The organism is Chitinophaga sp. GbtcB8 (genome assembly GCF_019091455.1).
GTDB lineage: Bacteria > Bacteroidota > Bacteroidia > Chitinophagales > Chitinophagaceae > Chitinophaga.
The window spans coordinates 1-22,513 of the sequence record NZ_JAGXJN010000018.1; the positions used below are offsets into that span (position 1 = coordinate 1).

Sequence of the window (22,513 nt, forward strand, 5' to 3'; positions counted from 1 at the left end):
GCGTTTATTGTGCTGCTCGCGGATTTGCAGGGCTATACGCAGTGCGCGGTTGCCCTGGGCGTCAATACTTACGCCAATGATACGGCCGGGAATAGCGCGTTTAAAATCATCTTTCACAGCAAAAAAAGCAGCGTGCGGGCCGCCAAAGCCTAAGGGTACGCCAAAACGCTGGGCAGATCCCAGGGCAGCATCCGCACCCAGCTCACCCGGAGGGGTAAGCAGGGTAAGCGCCAGCAGGTCTGTAGCCATGGCTACATAAGCGCCGGCAGCATGTACCTTTTCAATAAAGGCGCGGTAATCTTCTACTGCACCCAGATCATTGGGGTATTGCAGCAGGGCGCCAAAATAGGAATCATCCGGCTGGGCGGTTTTATAATCGCCGTACACCACTTCAATATCCAATGGGGTAGCGCGGGTAAGCACTACATCTTTGGTTTGCGGGAATACGTTGTTATCTACAAAAAATTTAGGACGGGCCAGGTGATCATGATCGCGGTTCAGCGCGTTGAAGAACATGGTCATGGCTTCTGCTGCAGCGGTAGCCTCATCCAGCAGGGAAGCATTGGCAATAGGCAGGCCGGTAAGGTCGCTCACCATGGTCTGGAAGTTCAGCAGGCTTTCCAAACGGCCCTGTGAAATTTCTGCCTGGAAAGGCGTATACGGGGTATACCATCCCGGGTTCTCAAAAATGTTACGCAATATCACGCTGGGGGTAATAGTATCGTAATAACCCTGGCCAATATAGTTACGGAACACTTTGTTCTTCAGTGAAACCTCTTTCAGATGACGCAGGTAGTCGCTTTCACTCATGGAAGCCGGTATAGCCAGCGGCTGCTGCATGCGGATGTTACCGGGTACGGTTTTATCCACTAAAGCTTCCAGGGAGGGTACGCCGATGGTGTCCAGCATCTGGTTGGTTTCAGATTCATTTGGCCCGATATGACGGGACACGAACTCATTTTGTTGAATATCAAAAAGATTCATGATATAAAAGCAGGTAGTTTGAATAGAATGTGCAAAGCTATAACGATTTTAAGCAACTGCCAAACGGGCGGCAGGGTTGTGGAAACTGTGGTGATAAATGAGTGATTGGAAGCTGTTCTATTGTCATGGATTTGTTGCTTCGCTGTCACTACGCGGTCGATGGTCCATCGTCCATGGCATACACCAAGGTGAAGGTACTGCGAATGAATGCAGTAATCAGGCAGGTGTGCAGGGATTAATACCTCCATTCCCCGAAGGGCTCGTTCCCATGATCTATGCAATGGACGATGGACCATCGACTTTTCTTACCTTTGCGCTCAAATGAACCACTTACTAGAGAACTGGGAGCTGAAGGCAAAAGAAAAGCAGAAGGCCAACAAGCAATTCCTGCAAAAGCTGCAAACCAAAAGAGGCAAGGGCGTAGAAAAGCTGTTGCCGGAGCTGCATGAGGAAGCTTTTAGCCATATTGACTGCCTGCAATGCGCCGGTTGCTGTAAAACCATTAGCCCCCGGTTTAAAACGCCGGATATTAAACGCATTTCCAAACACCTGGGCCTGAAAGAATCCGTATTCATTGAAACCTATCTGCGCCTGGATGAAGAGGGCGATTATGTAGTGAAAAGAACGCCCTGCCCTTTCCTGGGAGCAGATAATTACTGTGGCATTTACGACGTGCGTCCCGGCGATTGTGAGAATTACCCCTATACAGATAGTTACGATTTCTTTAAACGGCCTAATACCACTTTCCTGAACAGTACCATTTGCCCGGCAGTGTATTATGTGCTGGAACGGTTAAAGACGATCATGAAATGACCGGGAAAGCAGGATCTAAGAGGTAAGCTGGATGGCCTGACGTGGACTTCACCAGGGATGGACCAGGGAAAAACATGGGATCTAGTAGGGAAAGACATGAGAAACTCATGGGAAACCCATGAAGTTTTACGCCTTCAGATCCAGCTTGCGCATAGCCGGTGAAATAATGTAAGTAGTGATCACCACTCCCAGGGTTACACATCCGCCAAACACCACAGAGGGCACCAACCCCAGCGCCCGCGCCATAAACCCGCTTTCAAAAGCGCCCAGCTCATTGGACGATCCTACAAACATAGAGCTTACAGAAGCCACGCGGCCCCGCATATCATCCGGTGTTTTCAGCTGCAGGATAGTTTGACGGATGATCACACTAATACCATCCAGCATACCGCTTAGCAGCAGCGCAAAGAACGACAGGTAAAAGCTTGTGGATAAACCGAAAATAATAATACACAACCCAAAGCCGAAAACTGCCGCCAGCAGCTTAATGCCTGGCTTGTTCACCAGGGGCCGGTAAGCCAGTATGAACATAGTAACCAGCGATCCCACAGCCACTGCCGCCCGCAAAAAGCCAAATTCCAGTGAGCCCACATGCAGCACATCTGTAGCAAAAGCAGGCAGCATAGCGGTGGCGCCGCCAAATAATACGGCAAACATATCCAGCGCCATAGCGTTCAGCACTACCTTGGTATTCCAGACAAAACGCATGCCTTTGGTAAGGCCTTCTATAAAACCTTCGCCCTGTGATTTATAGTAAATGGGTTTGGGCTTTATCTGCAACAGGCAAAACATAGACAGTATAAAAAACGCCACTACCACCAGCATAGACCAGTGCACGCCAAACAGGTGTATGAAAAGCCCGCCCAGCGCAGGACCCGTCATGCCGCCTATTTGCCAGGCGCTGCTGCTCCACGTAGAGGCATTGGCGTATAATGAACGCGGTACCAGTAACGCCAGCATAGAAAAGTTGGAAGGGCTGGTAAATGCCCGCACAATACCACCCAGGAACACCAGCGCGTAAATAAGGTTCAGCACCAATTGGGTAGAGAAACCCTGCACAGCACGGTCCCAGGTAAGCAGGAACAAACCGGTGCCTATTACAATGTAAGAGATAATACAGGCCAGCAGCATGCCCCTTTTTTCCCGCTTATCTACCATATGGCCGGCAAAAGGAGCCAGCAGCACGGCGGGTATCACCTCTGCCAAACCTATTAAGCCTAATGTAAAGGGATCATGGGAAAGAGCATACACCTTCCATTCAATAATGGTGAACTGCATGCTAAGGGCAAATACAATTGCAAAACGGATAACAAGGTAAAAGTTAAATTCCTGTATGCGTAGGGAGGCATATGGATCATTCTTTGCAGGAGTCGCCGTGTCCAAGCTGATGCGTTTTATTGAGTGATAAGGTGATACAAATTTAAAATAATTGCTGAAAAGTTAAGAACGAATTATGGAAATGCGCTACAGCAGCGGGCTGCAGCGTATCTGTATTATACCCGGAAGGGAATAACCTGAACGGAGTATAATAATTGTTGAACGGTAGCAGCTATCACTTTAAGATGATTATTTTTATAGTAAAGAAGCTCCGTTTATGAATGCATTTCGTTTATTGATGGCCGTACCTGTGCTGGCCTTTTCCATTGCCTGCCAGGCTGCCCCTTTATTGAAAGAACCTCCTGCGCGTAAAGCCCGTTTACAACTGGTAACCAATAAATTCATTTCTCCTGTAGCATTGGGCGTACCGGGTGATGGCAGCGGGCGTTTATTCATTTGCCAGAAAGAAGGAAAAGTATGGTTAATACAGAACGGGCAAGTTGCCGCACAGCCTTTCCTGGATGTAAGCAGTGAAATGGTGAAGATCAACCCCGGTTATGATGAACGTGGATTGCTGGGCATAGCTTTTCATCCGCGGTTTAAACAAAACAAAAAGTTTTATGTGTATTACAGCGTGCCTTCCAATACGGCCGGCAGCAACCATAAAAGCCGTATTTCAGAATTTACGGTATCAGCCAGTAACCCCAATGTAGCTGACCCGGCCAGCAAGCGGGTAATAATGGAAATAGAGCAGCCGGAATCCAACCACAATGGCGGCGACCTGGTATTTGGCCCTGATGGTTATTTATACATAGGCCTGGGCGATGGCGGCGGCGGTGGCGATAAACATGGCACTATAGGCAATGGCCAGAACCTGAATACTTTGCTGGGTAAAATTTTACGTATAGACGTTAACGGTAATCCGTACAATGTACCAAAAGATAATCCCTTTGTAGGTAAGCCAAATGTACGGCCGGAAATATGGGCCTATGGCCTGCGAAACCCCTGGCGTATTTCTTTTGACAAAGCCACCAAACGGCTGTTTGCCGGCGATGTGGGACAGAACAAGTATGAGGAAGTGGATGTTATTACCAAAGGTGGTAATTACGGCTGGCGTATTATAGAAGGTTATCATGATTTTAACGTACCGGCTGGCGCAGATAAGAGTAAGCTGATAGCCCCTATTGATGAATATAGCCACGACCTGGGGATTAGTGTTACAGGCGGGTATGTGTACCGTGGAAAGGCCCTGCCGGCCCTGAAAGGCAACTATGTATTTGGCGATTATAACGGTAAATCCTGGGTGCTGGTACAAAATGGCAGTAAATGGGAACGGGCCGACCTGGAGCTGGAAGGGCGCCCCGCCGAAGGCTTACAAATATTAAGTTGGGGCGAAGATGAAGCAGGTGAGCTATATATGCTTTGCAGTTCTTCTACAAGTGAAGGTTTTAAAGGATCCGTGTATAAATTGGTAGGATTTTAGCGGTAATGTTTTGTTAAACCAACGCTAACCCGCTCTGACGGGAGCCAATTTTAGTTTAAATTTGATAAAGTTCAATTGTTCCATATGAGAAGAATGAAAGTGATTATTCCGGTGTTGCTAATAGTTATCTCCGGCGGCGTACTGGCTTTCAATAAGTTAGGCAAAACAGACGATCCTCCCGGGCGGTATGAGATTATCATGAACCTGGTAGGGCAAATATTAAAAGAGGGCCATTACCAGCCCAAAGCACTGGACGATGCATTTTCTAAAGAGGTATTTACCAAGTATTTGAAAGACCTGGACAGTGAAAAGAAGTTCCTCCTGAAAAGTGATATACAGAAGCTGAGCACTTTATCAACCCACGTTGATGACGAGCTGCAGGGCGCTCCGCTGGATTGCTTTAACAGCGTAAATGCCATCATTAAACAACGGGTAAGCGAAGCCGCTTTGTTATACCCGGCCATTCTGTCCCAGCCTTTTGATTTTACCAAAGATGAAAAAGTAGTGTTGGACCCCGACAAAATAGATTACCCGGCTGATGAAGCAGCCCGCAAAGAAGCGTGGCGCAAAGTGCTGAAATACCGCACCCTGGAAAAATTAACCGATCTGCAGGAAATGCAGGCAAAAGATAAATCCAAACCGGACGCTAAACCCAAAACCGACGCAGAGCTGGAAGTAGAAGCCCGGGCCAAGGTAAAACAGCTGTACGACCGTTATTTTGACCGCCTGAAGAACAAACAGGATGATAACGACCGCTTTAGCCTGTATGTAAATGCCATTACCACTACCATGGACCCGCACACGGACTTTATGCCGCCTGCAGAGAAAAGGTATTTTGAAGAGCAGATGGCCGGTAAGTTCTTTGGCATTGGCGCTCAGCTGAGGGAAGAAGATGATAAGATCAAGATCGCGAGCGTAGTAACCGGCAGCCCCAGCTGGAAACAAGGCCAGCTGAAAGCAAATGATGTGATCCTGAAAGTAGCGCAGGGCGATAAGGAGCCGATAGACATTACCGGTTATACCGTAGAAGATGCCGTAAAGATCATCCGCGGGGCTAAAGGATCTACCGTTAAGCTGACCGTAAAAAGTACCGATGGTACGGTAAAAGAAATAGCCATTGTGCGGGATGAGATCGTGCTGGATGACACCTTTGCAAAATCTGCCATTATCAATGGCCAGCATAAAATAGGATACATTTACTTACCGGAATTTTACGCTGACTTCCAGGACAGGAACGGCGCACGTTCTGCAGTAGATGTAGCTAAGGAAGTACAGAAGCTGAAAGCGGAAAATGTAGAAGGCATTATCCTGGATCTGCGCTATAATGGCGGCGGTTCCCTGCAGGATGTGGTACAAATGGCCGGCCTGTTTATTCCGGATGGCCCCATAGTACAGGTACGCTCCCGCGGTGGTGATAAGGTTGTACTGCCTGATCGTGATAAGAATGTACAGTATGATGGCCCGCTGGCTATTATGGTAAACGAATACAGCGCCTCTGCCTCCGAAATTATGGCAGCAGCCATGCAGGATTATAAACGTGCAGTGATCATAGGCAGCGGATCTACCTTTGGTAAAGGCACCGTGCAGCGCATGTATAACCTGGACGACTTTTTCCCCAGCAAGCCTGAAATTGGCGCGCTGGGCGCTTTGAAACTTACTGTGCAGAAGTTTTACCGTGCAAACGGTGGATCTACCCAGTTAAGAGGTGTGAGCTCTGACATTGTATTACCCGATCCGTATGCTGAAGTAGGGGAGAAGAAAGATGAAGATGCGCTGGCCTGGGATGAAATACCCAAAGCTAACTACACCACCTGGTACGATCCCGTGAATGTAGAAGCGCTGAAAAAGAAAAGCGAACAACGGGTAGGCAGCAGCGAAGCATTTAAGACCATGACGGAAAATATCAGCGCCATTAAGAGCATAGACAAACAGGAATCTTACCCGCTGAATATGCAAACGTATAAGACCGAACAAAAGAACAATACCGCAGCATTGAAGAAATATGATTCTGTAAATGATAAGGTGAAGGAGCTGAATATTGCCAGCCTGAAAACAGACCTCGACAAGCTGGGTAATGATACCGGCAAAGTGGCCCGTAATAAGGATTGGTTAAAATTCCGCGCAAAAGATCCTTACCTGGATGAGGCTGTGAATGTGATGAATGACCTGATCGTAATGTCTTATCCCAAAATGAAAGGAAAACAGGAAAGCAATTAAAAGCTTAATGCAAAACATATAATGCAGAACGCTGATCACCACGAAGGGATCGGCGTTTTGCTTTTTATATTATCAACCACCAGTGTATATGAATGCCAAATTCACTATTGCCACCCTTAGCAGCCAGCCGGCAACTATTGCCGCCCTGGCAAACCTGATCATTGACACGGTTGCCAATGGCGGCTCCATTAGTTTTATGCACCCCTTAGCGCCTGAAAAAGCTACCGCCTTCTGGGAGGCCTCACTGGCAGCTGCCGGCCGTGGAGAACGGGTAATACTGGGCGCCTATGAGGGCAGCCTGCTGATCAGTACTGTAACCTTGTTGCTGGATTGCCCGCCCAACCAGCCACACCGCGCAGAAATAGCCAAAATGATGACCCGCGTGGAATACCGCGGCCAGGGTGCGGCCCGTATGCTGCTGCAGGCGGCAGAGCGTATTGCTGTTGAACAAGGTAAAACCCTGCTTACGCTGGATACTGCGGAAGATGAAGGTGCGGCAGGGCTGTATGATAAAATGGGGTACCAGCGGACCGGGGTTATCCCGGATTTTGCATTAAAGCCACACGGCGGGCTTACCGGTACTATTATTTACTGGAAACGTTTATAAACACAAACGCTGATTGCGGCATTGTTATATGCACCAATCAGCGTTTGGCGTTAAGCTTTAGCATTCAGCGTTAATCCGCCAGCATATTGATCAGGTTCACCAGCTCATCATACCTGTACCGTTCTTTATCTTCCTGGAAACATTTGGCCAGCTCCTCCAGCAAAAAACGGATGATCTGTTTATTGGATTGCGGGCGGTAGTAGGCCGGCACCGGCGGTACAGATACCCTTTTCAGGTAGGTTTCTACATCCTGGTGGGAGTAGATCTGCCCCTGCATGGGATCTATGAAGAACAGGATGCGGTAATCATCCGGTTTGGGCGGTTCCGCAAAATCGTAAAAGGAATCAAAGTAAGCCAGTATGAATTGCCGGGGAATGTTTACGGCATATACCGGCAGGTCCAGCATGGCGCACAGGCTTTGGTAAATAATGCCGTTAGTGATGGGGTTACCCCTTTTGGCTTCCATTACCTGGTTAATGAAGAACTGGTTCTTACGCATGTAAGCCACTTCCTCGCCCTTTAGCCCAAAGTAGTTATAGATCATGCTGTTGAGCACATTGATCTGCTCCAGCGGGGTAAGATAGTTGTTCAGCTCTAACCAGATGTTGCGTTTAATGCGCTCAATCTCTGTCATTACCGGGTTGGGCTGCATATCCGGGAACTGGTAGCGGGCTACCAGCATGGCGCCCTGCAGCAGGTCCGGTGTTTCTGCGCGGGTCCAGTGTTGTATAGCTATCTGCAGGTCCTGGTAATGTACGCGGTGTATAAGCTGTTCTATCCGTTCCTGGATAGATTCATCAATTGTATTCTCCCACAAATTCTCCAGGTTGGGTATGATTTCTTTCCCAAACAGCAATATTTTACTGGCTACGGTATCAAATACTTCCTGATCCGGGTCGTCCAGCAAATGGAACAGAGCATTAATTTCTTTTGTTTCATTCATACGCGTCACAATGTGCTAATGTGCTGATATGCTAATGTGCTGATGTGGCGGAAAGTATTGCAACAGCATATATTTGCACATCTGCAAATTATTCAGTCTTCTTCTTTCTAGGCGGTGCCTTTTTCTTGGGTGGGTTGGCCTTTACATCTTCAATAATGGCTTTGGCTTCTTCCACGGTAATATCCGCAGCGTGATCAATCCTTTCCTTCGGTATCTTATAGTTCTTCAACCCTTGCTTTATATATGGGCCGTAAGGGCCTTTTAAGATCTGGATCTTTTCTTTTTCAAATACCTTGATCGTACGTTCGTCTTTGGCAGTACGTTTTTCCACGATCAGGGGCCCTATTTCTTCCAGCTCTACGGTGTAAGGGTCCATTTCCTTTTTAAGGGAGTAGAACTTCTTATCGTGCTGTGCATAGGGGCCAAAGCGGCCTATGTTCACCGTTACTTCCTGGCCTTCAAACATGCCCAGGTTACGGGGCAGGCGGAACAGCTCCATGGCATCTGCCATACTAATGGTTTCAATGCTTTGGGTGGCTTTCAGCTTGGCAAAACGGGGCTTTTCCTCATCTTCAGCCTTGCCTATCTGTATCATGGGGCCATAGCGTCCCATGCGGGCTACTACAGGCTTGCCGGATTCAGGATCCTCGCCCAGTAAACGCTCACCCTTCACCCGTTCTGCCTTTTCCAGGGTATTGGCTACATCCTGGTGAAAGGGCTCATAGAACTCGTTGAGCATTTTGTTCCAAACCTTTTTGCCGTTGGCTATTTCATCAAACTCCTCTTCAATTTTGGCGGTAAAGCCATAGTCCATTACAGAATCAAAGTACTGGTTCAGGAAGTCGGTAACGATCATGCCCAGATCTGTAGGGAACAGTTTAGACTTTTCTGCGCCGGTATTTTCTGTATCGGCGGTTTTAGTGATATTATCCGCTTTCAGCGTCATGATACGGAACTCACGTTTTATCCCTTCTTTATCGCGCTTTTCCACATAACTCCGTTTCTGGATGGTGGTAATGGTAGGCGCGTAGGTAGAGGGGCGGCCTATGCCCAGCTCCTCCAGCTTTTTTACCAGGCTGGCTTCCGTATAACGGGGGGCCGGGCGGGTAAAACGTTCGGTAGCCTTCATTTCTTTCAGGTCCACCACCTGTTTTACTGCCAGGGGAGGCAGCACGCCTTCCTGGTCTTCTTCATCCGAATCTTCATCATCGCGGCCTTCCATATATATTTTCAGGAAGCCGTCAAATTTCAGCACTTCACCGCTGGCTGTCAGCTCCTCGTGATTGGTGGAAATATCAATTTTAGCGATGGTTTTTTCCAGTTCTGCATCGGCCATCTGGCTGGCAATGGTACGCTTCCAGATCAGCTCATATAAACGGCGGGTATCGCTATCATCAATAGTAGCATTGTCCATGTAGGTAGGACGGATGGCTTCGTGCGCTTCCTGGGCCGATTCGTTCTTGTTCTTGAACTTACGGTGCTGGTGGTAACGCTGGCCATAGCTCTTTTCAATGGCTTGTTTAATATCAGTAAGTGCGGTATCGGACAGGTTTACGGAATCCGTACGCATGTACGTGATCTTACCGCTTTCGTACAATTTTTGGGCCAGCAGCATGGTTTTGGAAACGCTGTAGCCCAGCTTACGGCTGGCCTCCTGCTGCAGGGTGGAAGTGGTAAAAGGCGCTGCCGGCGATTTTTTGGCCGGTTTTACCTGTATATCCTTTACCGTATAGGTAGCGCCTATGCACTGTTGCAGGAATTTTTCCGCATCTTCCGCCGTTTTAAACCGGGAAGGGCCTTCGGCCTTAAAGCTCAGGGATCTACCCTGGTTATCCTTAGCGGTAAAAAAGGCTTCTACCCTAAAGCTGCTTACTGAGTTAAAGGTATTGATCTCCCGCTCCCGCTCTACAATGAGCCTTACGGCTACTGATTGTACGCGGCCGGCAGAGAGGGAGTTGCGCATGCTCATTTTGCGCCATAGCACCGGAGACAGCTCAAAACCCACAATACGGTCCAGTATACGGCGGGCCTGCTGGGCATTCACCAGGTTCATATCCAGCAAACGGGGCTGTTGTACGGCCCTTTCTATGGCAGGTTTGGTAATTTCATGGAAAACTATGCGTTTGGTGGTCTGGGGGTCCAGCCCCAATACCTCACATAAATGCCAGGATATGGCCTCCCCCTCACGGTCCTCATCCGTTGCCAGCCATACTTCGTCGGTATCCTTGGCTAACTTCTTTAACTCCTTCACTATCTTTTCCTTATCTTCGGGAACAGCATATTTAGGTTTGAAGTTATTATTAATGTCGATACCCATATCGTCCTTTTCCAGGTCGCGTATGTGACCAAAACAAGATTTTACCTCAAAGTCACTTCCTAATATCTTTTCTATGGTCTTAGCCTTGGCCGGGGACTCAACTATAACTAGATTTTTTGCCATGAATGCCTTCTTTATTGCGAGCTAAATATGCAAAATTTAATATAAAAAATAACAATACGATTTTTGCAAGTATAGAAATTAAGGGTGAAAATAAAAAATAAGGCTTTGTTTTATTGCGTTATAGGTTGTTTTAATGTGAATAATGGCAAGGGGAAGGTTACATATGGCCGTATATTCATATATTCGGCGTCGCAGAAGATTAAAAACGGATAAAAAGGACCAATTCTATGGAGATTGTAATTATAGGTGCCGGTAATGTAGCACATGCTTTCGGACAATTATTAAAGATCAACGGGCACCAGATCAAGCAAGTCATCAGTCGCAGCGCAGAGAGCGCTAAAGAGCTGGGCGAGGTATTACATGCGCCTGCTACCAACGATCTACTGGATATTTATATGGAGGCGGATGTGTATATACTGGCGGTAAATGATACGGCCATACCGGCGTTGAATGATGAGCTGCGCCTGGGCCGGCGCATAGTAGCGCACACGGCAGGGGCCGTACCTCTGGATGCTATTAGCCGTATATCCACCCACACAGGGGTATTATATCCGCTGCAATCCCTGCGGAAGGAAATTAAGACCCCGCCACCCATTCCAATTATGCTGGAGGCCGGTAATGATGAGACCCTGCGCCGTTTACAGTCCCTTGCGCAAAGCATTGCTTCCCGCATAGAGATCGTAGACTCGCACCAGCGTCTGCAATTACACCTGGCTGCGGTGCTGTGTAATAACTTTACCAACCACCTGATTGCCCGGGCAAAGGTATATTGTGAGCAGGAGGGGCTTGATTTTAGCCTCCTGCAGCCTATTATAAGGGAAACTTTTGAGCGCCTGGATAAATATCCGCCGGAGGCGGTGCAAACAGGGCCGGCTATGCGGGGCGATACAGCTACCATGCAGCTGCACCAGCAGCTATTGGGTAATGATGCCCTGTTCCAGCAGCTTTACAAAGTACTGTCAGACAGTATTTACCAATTCCAGGCAAATAAACTTTAGCCAATAAAACATATTTTTGCGATCTGCTGAGTAACCTGTATTACGCGAATGCCACACCATATATATAATATGGTCACGCGCGCACTACAGGTTACCCAGGTATCATTAAAAAGACACACTGATTTCCCGCTTCCAATCATTAAATCAAAGAATGAACGTTTTATCACTTTTCAAGCCTATCACCACGTTTGTATTGGATGTGGACGGTGTGCTTACAGACGGTACGGTGCAATTGCTGCCCGGTGGGGAAATGTCCCGGAAAATGAGTGTAAAGGATGGTTATGCGCTGCAGCTGGCTGTGAAAAAAGGCTACCGGATCGTGATCATTTCCGGCGGCAGGTCTGAAAGCACGGTGAGCCGCCTGCAGGGGCTGGGTATAAAAGATATATACCTCAACGTTACCCATAAAGAAGAACGCCTGCAGGATTATGTAATAGAACATGACCTGCGCTGGGAAGAAATGTTATATATGGGGGATGATATACCGGACTACCGCTGTATGCAAATGGTAGGGCTGGCAGTGTGCCCGGCTGATGCGGTGCCGGAGATCAAAGGCATTTGCCGTTATATATCACCTCTTAATGGCGGCAACGGCTGTGTGCGGGATATACTGGAAAAGGTATTGAAGCTGAACGGGCATTGGGAAATTGATGAAACCATCGCGTCGAAATAGTTACAGTTGCCAGTTTGGAAATACTTTATATTGCCAGCTACAACCAATTGCAACTATATATTCAAATTGTGAAGAACTTTTATGAAACTACTGGCTGCATTTTTAAAGCTGATACGCTACCCCAACCTGATCTATATCGGGTTAACGCAGTTTTTACTGCAATTCTGCGTAGTAGCGCCGGTACTGGCAAACAGCGGGGAACGCCCTTCTCTTTCTGTGCTATGTTTTGTGCTATTATGTATTTCCACGGTGCTGGTAGCTGCCGGTGGTTACATTATTAACGATTATTTTGATATTAATATAGATATCGTTAATAAGCCGGATAAAATGGTGCTGGACAAGATCATCAGCCGCCGCTGGGCCATGGCCTGGCATACCCTGTTTAATATGGCCGGCGTATCCATCGGGTTTATAGTGGCCTGGAAAATAGGGCAGATCTACCTGGGCTTTACCCAGGTGCTGTGCTCCCTTTTATTATGGTTTTACTCCACCTCTTTTAAACGGCAGGTGCTGATAGGCAATGTGGTGATCTCTTTATTAACGGCCCTGTCTGTAGTGGTGGTGGGCTTTTATGAAAAGCAGATCTACGAAAGCCTGGAAGCCATTATGTCTACGGCCGGGCGTAAGCTGATACAGATCATTGGTGTATATGCAACCTTTGCCTTTGTAATATCTATGATACGGGAAGTGGTGAAAGACCTGGAAGATATGATCGGCGACAGTAAAGACGGCTGCCGTACTATTCCTATTGTATGGGGTGTGCTGCCGGCCAAGCGCTTATGTTATGGCCTGCTGCTGGTATTGCAGGTATTGCTGCTGCTGGTGGAGATCAGGGTAGCTATACCCGGCTGGTACCTGGCCATTGCCTATTTGCTGCTGCTGGTGCAGGCGCCTGCTATTTATATATGGTTCCTATTAAAGAAGGCGCATTTGACGGAACATTATCATAAAGTAAGCTCGCTCATAAAATGGGTAATGCTTAGCGGCATTTTATCCATGATATTCTTTAAAATCTATCATTAATGTATAAGGGACAACGTGTGGTATTGGCATCGCAATCGCCCCGGCGTAAGCAATTGCTGGAGCAGGCAGGCATTCCTTTTGAAGTGAAGGTGGTGGAAACAGCGGAAACTTTTCCGCCGGATATGCATATACCGGATGTGCCCGTACATATAGCCCGCCAAAAGGCAGCTGCCGTAACGGTGCTGTGCGATAGTAATGATATTATAATTGCGGCAGATACCGTAGTAGTGCTGGATGATACTATTATTGGCAAACCCAAGGACCGGGAAGATGCTGTTAACATTCTTACTACCCTGAGCGGCCGCATTCACCAGGTAATGACGGGTGTAGTTATTAAACAGGGCCCTGCCCATGAGGTTAGTTTTGTAGATATTACAGAAGTGCATTTTAAACCCCTTACACAGGAACAGATCATTTATTATATAGATCATTACAAACCCTATGATAAAGCCGGCGCCTATGGGGTGCAGGACTGGATAGGCGCTGTGGGCATTGACCGTATTAACGGCTGCTTTTACAATGTAATGGGGCTGCCGGTAAGCAAGGTAGTAGAGCAGCTAACACGGTTGGCAACAGCAGCAGCAGTGCAATAATAAAAAACGGTCCACCGCCTAAAAGGCCGTGGACCGCGGACTGTGAACCGTGGATACTTATTCCAGCACCAGTAAGTTCACATCTTTATTCCTCAGCCAGTTATTTTCTTTCAACTTTTGCAGGTTAATAATGCCTACTACATAGCGGTAGGTAGGGGATTCGTATTTCTCTGAAATGTTGTAGAACGCGGTCAGGTCTACCTGGTCAGGTGTTTTATAACGCAGGTATACTTTCAGCTGCACATCGTTTGTAAAGGTGGGCTGGTTGTTTTGCTTGATCTTTTTATACTCGTAGCGGTAGTTATACAGCAGCGCTGAAATATCAGACAGCACTGCGCTGCCGGTGGCTGTACCACCTGCGCCCTTGCCTACAAAGAACTGCTTATCTGTAAACGCGCTTTCCAGCAAAATACCGTTATACTCGTTGTATACATCATACAGCAGGTTATGCTCTTTAATAAGGTGTGGCAGCACATAAGCATTTACATGCCCGTTCTGCCGGCGGCAGTTACCAATGAGCTTGATGGTGGAGTCGCGCTGGCGGGCAAACTGTATATCAAAATCATTGAGGTGATGAATGCCGAAGTTGAATACTTCTTCCGGTTTTACAAAGGTGCCAAAAGCATGCAGCAGCAGGATCACTATTTTAAACTTGGGGTCATAACCTTCAATGTCCAGCGTAGGATCCGTTTCTGCAAAACCCAGCTCCTGCGCCTGTTGCAGGGCGGTTTCAAAGCTCAGGCCTTCTTCAAATATTTTGGTGAGTATATAGTTGGTGGATCCGTTGCAGATGCCTTCTACTGCATTCAGCAGATCATTGTCATAATACTCTTCCAGGTTGCGGATAATGGGAATACTGGCGCAGCTGGAAGCTTCATACAGGAAGGGTACCCTGTTCTCTACCTGCAGCTGGTACAGAGCGGGCAGGTTTTCCGCAATCATACGTTTGCTGGCGCTTACTACGGCTTTGCCATTACGCAGGGCGGTGCTTACGATCTCAAAAGCTGCTTCTGTTTCGTTGATCAGCTCTACCACTACATCAATGGTAGGGTCTTCCAGTATCTCGTTCTTGTCCGTGGTGAAATAGCTCATGTCTATAGGACGAGCTTTGTTAGGGTCTTTAATGCATATTTTTTTGATGCGGGCATTAATGCCTTTTGTTCTGTTCAATACTTCGTAAAGTCCCTGTCCTACGCATCCAAATCCGAAAATGCCAAGGTTAATGATCTTACTTTCCATAATTTAATTTAATGCTTAGTGCTTAACGCTTAATGCTGAACGCTTCCTGCCATGCTTAAAGGCGTTTTGCGTTAAGCGTTCGGCGTTTAGCTTGCTATTGTAAAACGGTGGTTTGTTTGCCAGATGGTTGGTTTAATTTATCTAAAGCCTGTTTCAGGTCGCTGATCAGGTCATCTGCATCTTCAATACCTACAGACAGGCGTATGCAGCTATCCTGCAGGCCGGCACGCTTACGGAAGTCTTCCGGTATGTTACGGTGCGTCATGGTAGCCGGGTGATCCAGCATACTTTTTACGCCGCCAAAACTTTCTGCCAGCTTAAACAGGCGCGTTGCATTTACAATACGGATGGCGTTTTTGATATTGTCGCTTTTAAGGGAAAAGCTCACCAGGCCGCCATACAGCTTTTGCTGCTTGCGGGCTATGTGATGGTTCTTGTGGGTGGCCAGGCCCGGGTAAAATACTTTATCTATCGCCGGGTGGGTAGCCAGCCAGCTGGCTATGGACTGTGCATTGCTGCACTGTTTTTCCAGGCGCAGGTACAGGGTTTCAATACCCCGTATGGTAAGCCAGGCTTCAAACGGGCTCAGGATGCTACCGGAAATGTTCTGGTTAAAACGCAGCTGGTCGGCCAGTGATTTGTTGTTCACCACTACCAGGCCTGCAATTACATCCGTATGGCCGGCCAGGTATTTGGTGGCGCTGTGTATTACAATGTCGGCCCCCATTGGTATGGGCTGCTGCAACAAGGGCGTACACAGGGTATTATCTACTACCAGCAGGGTGTTATGCTGCTTGGCTATTTTGCTGATGGATTTAATGTCGGAGATCTTCAACGTAGGGTTGGTGGGTGATTCCAGCCATATGAACTTTGTTTTGGGCGTAATGGCGGCCGTTACGTTATCAATGTTGCTGGTATCTGTAAAGTTCACTTTAATGCCAAAACGCTCAATCATGTGGTTGAACATCTGGAAAATGCCGCCGTAGGTATCTTCTACCGCCAGTATTTCGTCGCCGGTCTTTAACAGCTTTAACACCGCATCTATGGCTGCCATACCGCTGGCAAAGGCAAAACCTGCATAGCCTTCTTCCAGGGTGCAGATGAGGTTTTCCAATACTTTGCGGGTGGGGTTGTTGGCACGGGAAAACTCAAAACCTTTATTAATGCCGGGCGATTCCTGCACAAAGGTGGAGGTTTGATAGATGGGCACAGAGATGGCGCCTGTGAGCTCATCTACCGGGATGCTATGAATGAGTTGAGTGGCTGTTTTCATGCAAATAAAAAAGTTCTTTTTAATGGTGTTATCCGGAAAGGGGTGGAAATAAAAAAGGGCTCTTCCTGTAGTTGGAAGAGCCCCTTTTAAATATTATGCGGGAAGAATTACCTCTGCCAACTTATCTTTCCCCGGTATGTACCGGGGCAGGAATTAGCACCTTTTTTCTGCTGGTAACAGCAGAATTGGTTGCTAAGGCATCGCAGGGCCAAGTCCCTCCGCCTTTCTGGATAAGTGATGTTTAAGAACTGGGTGCAAAGGTAATAGTACTTTTATGAATTTTCCAAATTTGGAAAACCGGAGGGAGGGATGTATATTGCTAATAATTTTAGCAAAGAGAGTGCTTTTATTGTTGACCTTTAAACACCAAAACCAATGATCGCAAGCGTTAGCCCTTTATTAACCGAAGATCTTTTTCAGCATATCTGGAAATGCCGTTTATTTAATACTACCGGTTTAACAACGATTGATGGGGTTCCGGTAGAGGTGCAGTATACCGGCGTGCATAACCATGATGCAGGGCCTGATTTTACGGCAGCTAAAATAAAGATCGGTAATACCCTGTGGGCCGGCAATGTGGAGCTGCATGTGCGCACATCTGACTGGTACCGCCACGGGCACCAGCACAACCAGCAGTACAGCAATGTGATCCTGCATGTGGTATTTGAGCATGATGTAGATGTTTATGATACGGATCATATGCCCCCCTGTATAGCCCTGGAGCAGCAAATTCCAAAAATGTTGCTGAGCCGTTATGAGGATTTCCGGCAAGCATCCGTGTTTGTACCCTGTGAATACAGTGCCAGTGAGGTGCCGGACCTGATCTGGCATAACTGGAAAGAGCGCTTACTGATAGAACGCTGGGAGCGTAAAACCACTACCCTGCATACCTGGCTGCTGCAAACTAAATATAACTGGGAAGAAGTTTGTTACCGGGCCATTGCCCAAAGTTTTGGCGTGCCGGTAAATGCACCGGCGTTCTTACAGCTGGCGCAAAGCTTACCCCATAATTTGCTGACCAGGCACCGGCCCAGCCTTTTACAGCTGGAGGCTTTGTTATTTGGCCAGGCCGGTATGCTGCAGGAAGCCTTTGAAGATGAATATCCGCTGGAACTGCAACAGGAATATAATTACCTGCGGCATAAATATAAGCTGCAGCCTATACCCACACATTTGTGGAAATGGCTGCGCATGCGCCCTGCCTCATTCCCTACCTTACGTATAGCTTCCCTGGCGGTTTTGCTGCATAAAACGCCTCACCTGTTCTCTAAAATACTGGAAACGGAAACTATTACCGGGTTTGAGCAGCTGTTTTCCATACAGCTCTCTCCCTATTGGCATGAACATTATCATTTGGATGGGCCGCTTACGCAAACTTATTGCCCCGGCAAGCTGGCCGTACATAATATATTGATCAATACTATACTGCCCCTGTTATTCCTTTATGGCCGTGAGAAAGGATTGAGCTATTACCAGGACCGTGCATTAGACCTGATAGAACAGCTGCCTGCAGAAGAAAACCGCATTACCCAGGGCTGGGATGATATTGGCGTTTGCCAAAAAAGTGCGCTGGATTCCCAGGCGCTGTTACAGCTAAAGCAAAACTACTGTGATAAAAAGCGCTGCCTGGAATGCGCAATAGGAGCTAAGCTGCTGCGGCAGGGAATAATCTGATGTGCAGATGGAAGATGTGCAGATATGCAAATGAATGTGCTCGTGCTAATGTGTTGGTCTTTGTTGATGAGTGATAGTGATATATGGTTGGTGATTGTGTGAATGTATTTCAACAAAAACCAGCACATTAGCATACCAGCACACTAACAATTACCAGTTAAAAGTTACATCCTGTAATATATCCGGGTGTACGCTTTTAGCTACCGGGCAGGTAAGGGCCGCTCTTTCCAGAACAGTCTTTTCCTTATCACCTAAAGTATGGTTGGGCGGAAAGTCAAACACCACCTTTACGCCGGTAATACGGCGGGGCTCTGTGCCCATGATCTTTTGTATACCTACCTGGGTGCCTTCTATCGACCAGCCATTTTCGCGGGCCTTAATACCCATAATAGTAAGCATGCAGGATCCCAGGGCAGTAGCTACCAGGTCAGTTGGGGAAAAACGTTCCCCCTTGCCGTTATTGTCTACCGGGGCGTCTGTTTCTATGGTAGTGCTGCTTTGCAGGTGTGTGGCGGAAGTCCGTAATTCGCCGTTATATACGATCTTGGAGGTTTGCATATGATAAGAGTTTTATTGGCTGCTGGTTTAATTAAAATGTAAAGTAAAAGCATTTTTTATAATGGACCAGGCCAATTTATATATGCACAGAAAATCGGGTAAGTTTGTAACAATAAATGAAAACCGGCGTTTATTATAGGAGGCGTTTGAAGAGGAGAGTTTGGGATTTTCATTACATTTGATACAAATAGCCCAATTACTGTGAAAAAATTACACTTATTCTTGTTCTTATTATTAGTGGCAGGCAGCTTGCAGGCCCAGTCTGATAAAGAAACCAAAAAACAGGAGCGGGAACAAAGAAAGCTGAAACGCATTTCCCTGTTCAGGGAGCTGGAAGAAGGGGAGAATAATTATGACCGGGAGTTTTCTATAGGGGGCCGGCTAAACACAGACGGTTGGAGCGGCTTTTTTGAGCTGGGCTACCGCAAGAACCGGAAAATAGTGAACTACTTCCAGTTTGAATTTGCAGAAAAGAAAGACCCCAAGGAAGATAAAAAACCGGGCGCCTTTGTACCGGTAGGCGACTTTGCTTATTCAGAAAAGCCTTACATCTACGGGAAACAAAATAATTTTTACCAGGCCAAACTGGGTATAGGCCAGCGCTACCTGATAGGCGGCAAAGGCAATAAGAATGGGGTAGAGGTAAATGCCATTTATTATGGTGGTATTTCTATAGGCCTGCAGAAACCCTATTACCTGAAAGTAGAAACCCCCAGCGGAGAAGTAAAGGATATTAAATATGGTACGGATCCTGACCTGGACACCGCCTTTATTACGCCCTCCAAGATCATTGCCGGCGGCGGTTTTGGCAAAGGCTGGGGCGAGCTGACCGTGGTACCCGGGCTGCACGCCAAAGCAGGCCTGCGGTTTGACTGGGCCAAGTTCAATGAAGTGGTAAGCGCCCTGGAAATAGGTATAAATGCAGAATACTATACTAAAAGTGTACCCATACTGGTGTACCAGGATAATAAAAAGTTCTTTTTCAACGCGTACCTGAGCCTGCAGTTCGGCAAGCGTTGGGATAAGAAGTAAATTATTGGATGGTTATATTGTTAAATGGTTGATTATCTGATGGATAATAGCCCTGCAACGGTATAACCATTTTTAGTGAATAATAGGTAACTTTGTTGCTCTTAAAGAAAGGAGTTAGCGATGCAAGAACAAACCGTATGTGGAACACCGGCAGCAGCCCCCAGGACCAAAAAACCAGATTGGCTGCGTGTGAAATTACCAATAGGAGAAAGCTACAAACAGGTACGTAACCTGGTTGATACCCATAAATTACATACTATTTGCGAAAGCGGTAACTGTCCTAACATGGGAGAATGTTGGGGCGCAGGCACCGCTACCTTTATGATACTGGGCAACATTTGCACCCGTAGCTGCGGCTTTTGCGCCGTGGCCACCGGCCGCCCTGAAGCAGTTGACTGGGATGAGCCCCAGCGTGTGGCAGAAGCCATTTATTTAATGAAGGTGAAACATGCCGTGTTAACCTCTGTAGACAGGGATGAGCTGAAAGATGGCGGCTCCATCATCTGGGCCAATACCATCAAAGCCATCCGTGCCCTGAATCCTGATACCACCCTGGAAACCCTGATCCCCGATTTCAGAGGCCAGTGGGAAAATCTGCAGCGCATTATAGAAGTAGCGCCGGAAGTAGTATCCCATAACCTGGAAACAGTGGAAAGGCTCACCAAGCAGGTACGTATCCAGGCCAAGTACCACCGCAGCCTGGAAGTTATCCGCCGGTTAAAAGAAGGCGGCATGCGTACCAAAAGCGGTATTATGCTGGGATTGGGTGAAACCAAGGAAGAAGTGATACAGGCTATGCAGGACCTGTATGATAATGGGGTAGATGTAATAACCCTGGGCCAGTACCTGCAGCCCACCCCCAAACATTTACCGGTAGTACGCTTTGTACACCCCGATGAGTTTGCAGAATATCGTGAAATTGGCTATGCCATGGGCATTGATTACGTAGAATCAGGCCCGCTGGTACGCTCCTCTTACCATGCGGAAAAACATATTCATAGCGGACGTAATAAATAATGCATGGTTAAATAGGTATTTAACCACTTAACCAGATATCCATATAAATTTGGATTGCATTGCTATCTTTGCGTAACATTTAACACCTAAAACCTACCTGATACGCAGTTGGGGCATCGCCCAACGGCTTAGCAACCTTAATAGCGGGCTATTAGCGGATTTAATATTCCGTTAATCAACTTTTTGTAATAATTGTATAAATTATTACGAAGTGGCGTACTTATAACCATTTACGGGTGCCCGTTGTTATATTCTGATTGGTATAAGATGAATTGATCGTTAAATATGAAAAAAACACTTTTCCTGGCGGTGATAATAGGTATGGCTTTCCATACCAGTTATACATACGCACAGCAATTACCTGATTCATTATTGCCCGATGCCAATTTACGCGATTGTATCAAGTATGCATTATCTCACCAACCGGTAGTAAGGCAGTCCATGATAGATGAAGCGATTACGGAAGCTACGATCAAAAGTAAGCTGGCAGACTGGTATCCGCAGATCAACCTGGATTATAATATTCAGCATTACCTGCAGGTGCCCACCAGCTATTTTAACGGCAGCCCCATTAGGGCAGGGGTGGAAAACAGCTCCACAGTAGGCTTTTCCCTGAATCAAAACCTCTTTAACCGCGATGTACTATTGGCCAGCCGCACGGCAAGGGATGTACGTAACCAGGCTAAGCAAAACACCGCCAGCAGCCAGATAGATGTGATCACCAATGTAAGCAAGGCCTATTATAATGTGCTGCTTACCAAACGGCAGATCTCTGTGCTGGAAGAGGACATTATTCGCCTGGAGCGCAGCCAGAAAGATGCGTATAACCAATACCAGGGCGGCATTGTAGATAAAACAGATTACAAGCGCGCCAACATTTCCCTGAACAATGCCAAAGGCCAGCGCAAAACCGCGCAGGAACAGCTGAACAGCGCCTATGCACAGCTGCGCCAGCTAATGGGCTACCCCAATACCGGCGACCTGAAGCTGATAGATGATACGCTGCAAATGGAAAGCGAAGTATCGCTGGATACATCCGTTACCGTTACTTACGAGAACCGTATAGAATACCAGCTGCTGCAAACACAGCAACGTTTGCTGCAGGCAGAGCTGACCTATAATAAATGGAGTTTTTTGCCCACCGTATCGGCCTTTGCCAACTATAACGCCGCATACCTGAATAATGAGTTCTCCAAACTGTACAACAATAATTTCCCTAACTCTTTCTTTGGGTTAAAATTGTCTGTACCTATTTTCCAGGGCACCAAACGTACGCAGAACATACGCGCAGCAGAGCTGCAGCTGAAACGTACCGACTGGGATTTTGCATCGCTGAGAAGCCAGATCAGTACAGAGTATACGCAGGCCATGGCCGCTTATAAAAGTAACTTCTATAACTATACGTTACAGCGGCAAAATATGCAGGAAGCCAAAGAGGTGTATGACCTGATTGCCCTGCAATACAAGGAAGGTGTAAAAACCTACCTGGAAGTGATCACCTCTGAAACAGACCTGCGCAGCGCACAGCTGAATTATTTTAATTCACTGTACGATGTACTGTCCAGCAAAATAGATCTGCAGAGATCATTAGGAACGTTAACAGCTAATAATTAAAAAAGATAACCTGTC

18 protein-coding genes, 1 pseudogene and 1 riboswitch are annotated in these 22,513 nt (G+C 47.2%); of the genes and pseudogenes, 12 read left to right on the top strand and 7 right to left on the bottom strand.

From position 1 onward, the window contains the following. Positions 1-951 (bottom strand): annotated as a pseudogene (locus tag KVT36_RS16600) (glycine dehydrogenase (aminomethyl-transferring)); the annotation flags it as partial. A gap of 354 nt (positions 952-1,305) precedes the next feature. Here KVT36_RS16600 and KVT36_RS16605 point away from each other — a divergent pair. Further along, positions 1,306-1,797, top strand: coding sequence for a YkgJ family cysteine cluster protein (locus KVT36_RS16605; protein WP_217604599.1), 492 nt, complete (start codon positions 1,306-1,308; stop codon positions 1,795-1,797). 126 nt (positions 1,798-1,923) lie between these two features. Here KVT36_RS16605 and KVT36_RS16610 read toward each other — a convergent pair whose 3' ends face one another. After that, positions 1,924-3,180, bottom strand: coding sequence for an MFS transporter (locus tag KVT36_RS16610; protein WP_217604600.1), 1,257 nt, complete (start codon positions 3,178-3,180; stop codon positions 1,924-1,926). Between the two features lie 211 nt (positions 3,181-3,391). Here KVT36_RS16610 and KVT36_RS16615 point away from each other — a divergent pair, with 211 nt between their 5' ends. The 3 genes from KVT36_RS16615 (at position 3,392) to KVT36_RS16625 (ending at position 7,421) form a co-directional block, all read left to right on the top strand. Continuing rightward, positions 3,392-4,597, top strand: a complete 1,206-nt coding sequence (locus KVT36_RS16615; protein WP_217604601.1) for a sorbosone dehydrogenase family protein — start codon at positions 3,392-3,394, stop codon at positions 4,595-4,597. An 84-nt stretch (positions 4,598-4,681) separates the two neighbouring features. Beyond that, complete coding sequence (locus KVT36_RS16620; protein WP_217604602.1) at positions 4,682-6,814, top strand: carboxy terminal-processing peptidase; 2,133 nt, start codon at positions 4,682-4,684, stop codon at positions 6,812-6,814. An 88-nt stretch (positions 6,815-6,902) separates the two neighbouring features. Then, the gene (locus tag KVT36_RS16625) at positions 6,903-7,421 is read left to right on the top strand and encodes an N-acetyltransferase (RefSeq protein WP_217604603.1); all 519 of its coding nucleotides are present in this window, start codon (positions 6,903-6,905) and stop codon (positions 7,419-7,421) included. Positions 7,422-7,491: 70 nt separating this feature from the next. Here the strand turns inward: KVT36_RS16625 and KVT36_RS16630 are convergent, their stop codons facing one another. Both KVT36_RS16630 and topA read right to left on the bottom strand, forming a co-directional pair. Continuing rightward, positions 7,492-8,364, bottom strand: a complete 873-nt coding sequence (locus KVT36_RS16630) for a transglutaminase-like domain-containing protein (protein WP_089913692.1) — start codon at positions 8,362-8,364, stop codon at positions 7,492-7,494. A gap of 88 nt (positions 8,365-8,452) precedes the next feature. Next, the gene (gene topA / locus KVT36_RS16635; protein ID WP_217604604.1) at positions 8,453-10,804 is read right to left on the bottom strand and encodes a type I DNA topoisomerase; all 2,352 of its coding nucleotides are present in this window, start codon (positions 10,802-10,804) and stop codon (positions 8,453-8,455) included. 227 nt (positions 10,805-11,031) lie between these two features. On the opposite strand from topA, the gene KVT36_RS16640 reads away from it, so the two are divergent. The 4 genes from KVT36_RS16640 (at position 11,032) to KVT36_RS16655 (ending at position 14,091) form a co-directional block, all read left to right on the top strand. After that, the gene (locus KVT36_RS16640; RefSeq protein ID WP_217604605.1) at positions 11,032-11,802 is read left to right on the top strand and encodes a Rossmann-like and DUF2520 domain-containing protein; all 771 of its coding nucleotides are present in this window, start codon (positions 11,032-11,034) and stop codon (positions 11,800-11,802) included. Positions 11,803-11,953: 151 nt separating this feature from the next. Further along, complete coding sequence (locus KVT36_RS16645; RefSeq protein ID WP_089913683.1) at positions 11,954-12,475, top strand: HAD family hydrolase; 522 nt, start codon at positions 11,954-11,956, stop codon at positions 12,473-12,475. 81 nt (positions 12,476-12,556) lie between these two features. Beyond that, entirely contained in the window at positions 12,557-13,498 is a 942-nt protein-coding gene (locus tag KVT36_RS16650; RefSeq protein WP_217604606.1) for a geranylgeranylglycerol-phosphate geranylgeranyltransferase, read from the top strand. Further along, positions 13,498-14,091 (top strand): nucleoside triphosphate pyrophosphatase, encoded by a 594-nt coding sequence (locus KVT36_RS16655; protein WP_217604607.1) that lies wholly within the window; start codon positions 13,498-13,500, stop codon positions 14,089-14,091. The genes KVT36_RS16650 and KVT36_RS16655 overlap by 1 nt, the downstream gene beginning before the upstream one ends. 57 nt (positions 14,092-14,148) lie before the next feature. Here KVT36_RS16655 and KVT36_RS16660 read toward each other — a convergent pair whose 3' ends face one another. Together KVT36_RS16660 and KVT36_RS16665 are read right to left on the bottom strand one after the other, a co-directional pair. Further along, positions 14,149-15,330, bottom strand: coding sequence for a homoserine dehydrogenase (locus tag KVT36_RS16660; RefSeq protein WP_217604608.1), 1,182 nt, complete (start codon positions 15,328-15,330; stop codon positions 14,149-14,151). Between the two features lie 94 nt (positions 15,331-15,424). Continuing rightward, entirely contained in the window at positions 15,425-16,603 is a 1,179-nt protein-coding gene (locus KVT36_RS16665) for a PLP-dependent aspartate aminotransferase family protein (RefSeq protein ID WP_217604609.1), read from the bottom strand. A 118-nt stretch (positions 16,604-16,721) separates the two neighbouring features. Further along, positions 16,722-16,840: riboswitch (SAM riboswitch) on the bottom strand. A gap of 138 nt (positions 16,841-16,978) precedes the next feature. Here KVT36_RS16665 and KVT36_RS16670 point away from each other — a divergent pair. Then, on the top strand, positions 16,979-18,277 hold the full coding sequence (locus tag KVT36_RS16670; RefSeq protein WP_217604610.1) for a DUF2851 family protein: 1,299 nt from the start codon (positions 16,979-16,981) through the stop codon (positions 18,275-18,277). Between the two features lie 150 nt (positions 18,278-18,427). On the opposite strand, the gene KVT36_RS16675 is transcribed toward KVT36_RS16670, so the two are convergent. After that, a complete protein-coding gene (locus tag KVT36_RS16675; RefSeq protein ID WP_217604611.1) occupies positions 18,428-18,835 on the bottom strand; it encodes an OsmC family protein in 408 nt (135 codons plus the stop codon). A 222-nt stretch (positions 18,836-19,057) separates the two neighbouring features. Between KVT36_RS16675 and KVT36_RS16680 the strand changes: the two genes are divergently transcribed. The 3 genes from KVT36_RS16680 (at position 19,058) to KVT36_RS16690 (ending at position 22,498) form a co-directional block, all read left to right on the top strand. Further along, on the top strand, positions 19,058-19,867 hold the full coding sequence (locus KVT36_RS16680) for a hypothetical protein (protein WP_217604612.1): 810 nt from the start codon (positions 19,058-19,060) through the stop codon (positions 19,865-19,867). A 120-nt stretch (positions 19,868-19,987) separates the two neighbouring features. Next, entirely contained in the window at positions 19,988-20,884 is an 897-nt protein-coding gene (gene lipA / locus KVT36_RS16685) for a lipoyl synthase (protein ID WP_089913659.1), read from the top strand. A gap of 285 nt (positions 20,885-21,169) precedes the next feature. Then, positions 21,170-22,498, top strand: coding sequence for a TolC family protein (locus tag KVT36_RS16690; protein ID WP_217604613.1), 1,329 nt, complete (start codon positions 21,170-21,172; stop codon positions 22,496-22,498). The last annotated feature ends 15 nt before the right edge of the window (positions 22,499-22,513 follow it).

Coding starts and splice junctions, on each gene's coding strand:
- KVT36_RS16605 (WP_217604599.1), top strand. CDS start 1,306: ATGAACCACTTACTAGAGAACTGGGAGCTGAAGGCAAAAGAAAAGCAG.
- KVT36_RS16615 (WP_217604601.1), top strand. CDS start 3,392: ATGAATGCATTTCGTTTATTGATGGCCGTACCTGTGCTGGCCTTTTCC.
- KVT36_RS16620 (WP_217604602.1), top strand. CDS start 4,682: ATGAGAAGAATGAAAGTGATTATTCCGGTGTTGCTAATAGTTATCTCC.
- KVT36_RS16625 (WP_217604603.1), top strand. CDS start 6,903: ATGAATGCCAAATTCACTATTGCCACCCTTAGCAGCCAGCCGGCAACT.
- KVT36_RS16630 (WP_089913692.1), bottom strand. CDS start 8,364: ATGAATGAAACAAAAGAAATTAATGCTCTGTTCCATTTGCTGGACGAC.
- topA (WP_217604604.1), bottom strand. CDS start 10,804: ATGGCAAAAAATCTAGTTATAGTTGAGTCCCCGGCCAAGGCTAAGACC.
- KVT36_RS16640 (WP_217604605.1), top strand. CDS start 11,032: ATGGAGATTGTAATTATAGGTGCCGGTAATGTAGCACATGCTTTCGGA.
- KVT36_RS16645 (WP_089913683.1), top strand. CDS start 11,954: ATGAACGTTTTATCACTTTTCAAGCCTATCACCACGTTTGTATTGGAT.
- KVT36_RS16650 (WP_217604606.1), top strand. CDS start 12,557: ATGAAACTACTGGCTGCATTTTTAAAGCTGATACGCTACCCCAACCTG.
- KVT36_RS16655 (WP_217604607.1), top strand. CDS start 13,498: ATGTATAAGGGACAACGTGTGGTATTGGCATCGCAATCGCCCCGGCGT.
- KVT36_RS16660 (WP_217604608.1), bottom strand. CDS start 15,330: ATGGAAAGTAAGATCATTAACCTTGGCATTTTCGGATTTGGATGCGTA.
- KVT36_RS16665 (WP_217604609.1), bottom strand. CDS start 16,603: ATGAAAACAGCCACTCAACTCATTCATAGCATCCCGGTAGATGAGCTC.
- KVT36_RS16670 (WP_217604610.1), top strand. CDS start 16,979: ATGATCGCAAGCGTTAGCCCTTTATTAACCGAAGATCTTTTTCAGCAT.
- KVT36_RS16675 (WP_217604611.1), bottom strand. CDS start 18,835: ATGCAAACCTCCAAGATCGTATATAACGGCGAATTACGGACTTCCGCC.
- lipA (WP_089913659.1), top strand. CDS start 19,988: ATGCAAGAACAAACCGTATGTGGAACACCGGCAGCAGCCCCCAGGACC.
- KVT36_RS16690 (WP_217604613.1), top strand. CDS start 21,170: ATGAAAAAAACACTTTTCCTGGCGGTGATAATAGGTATGGCTTTCCAT.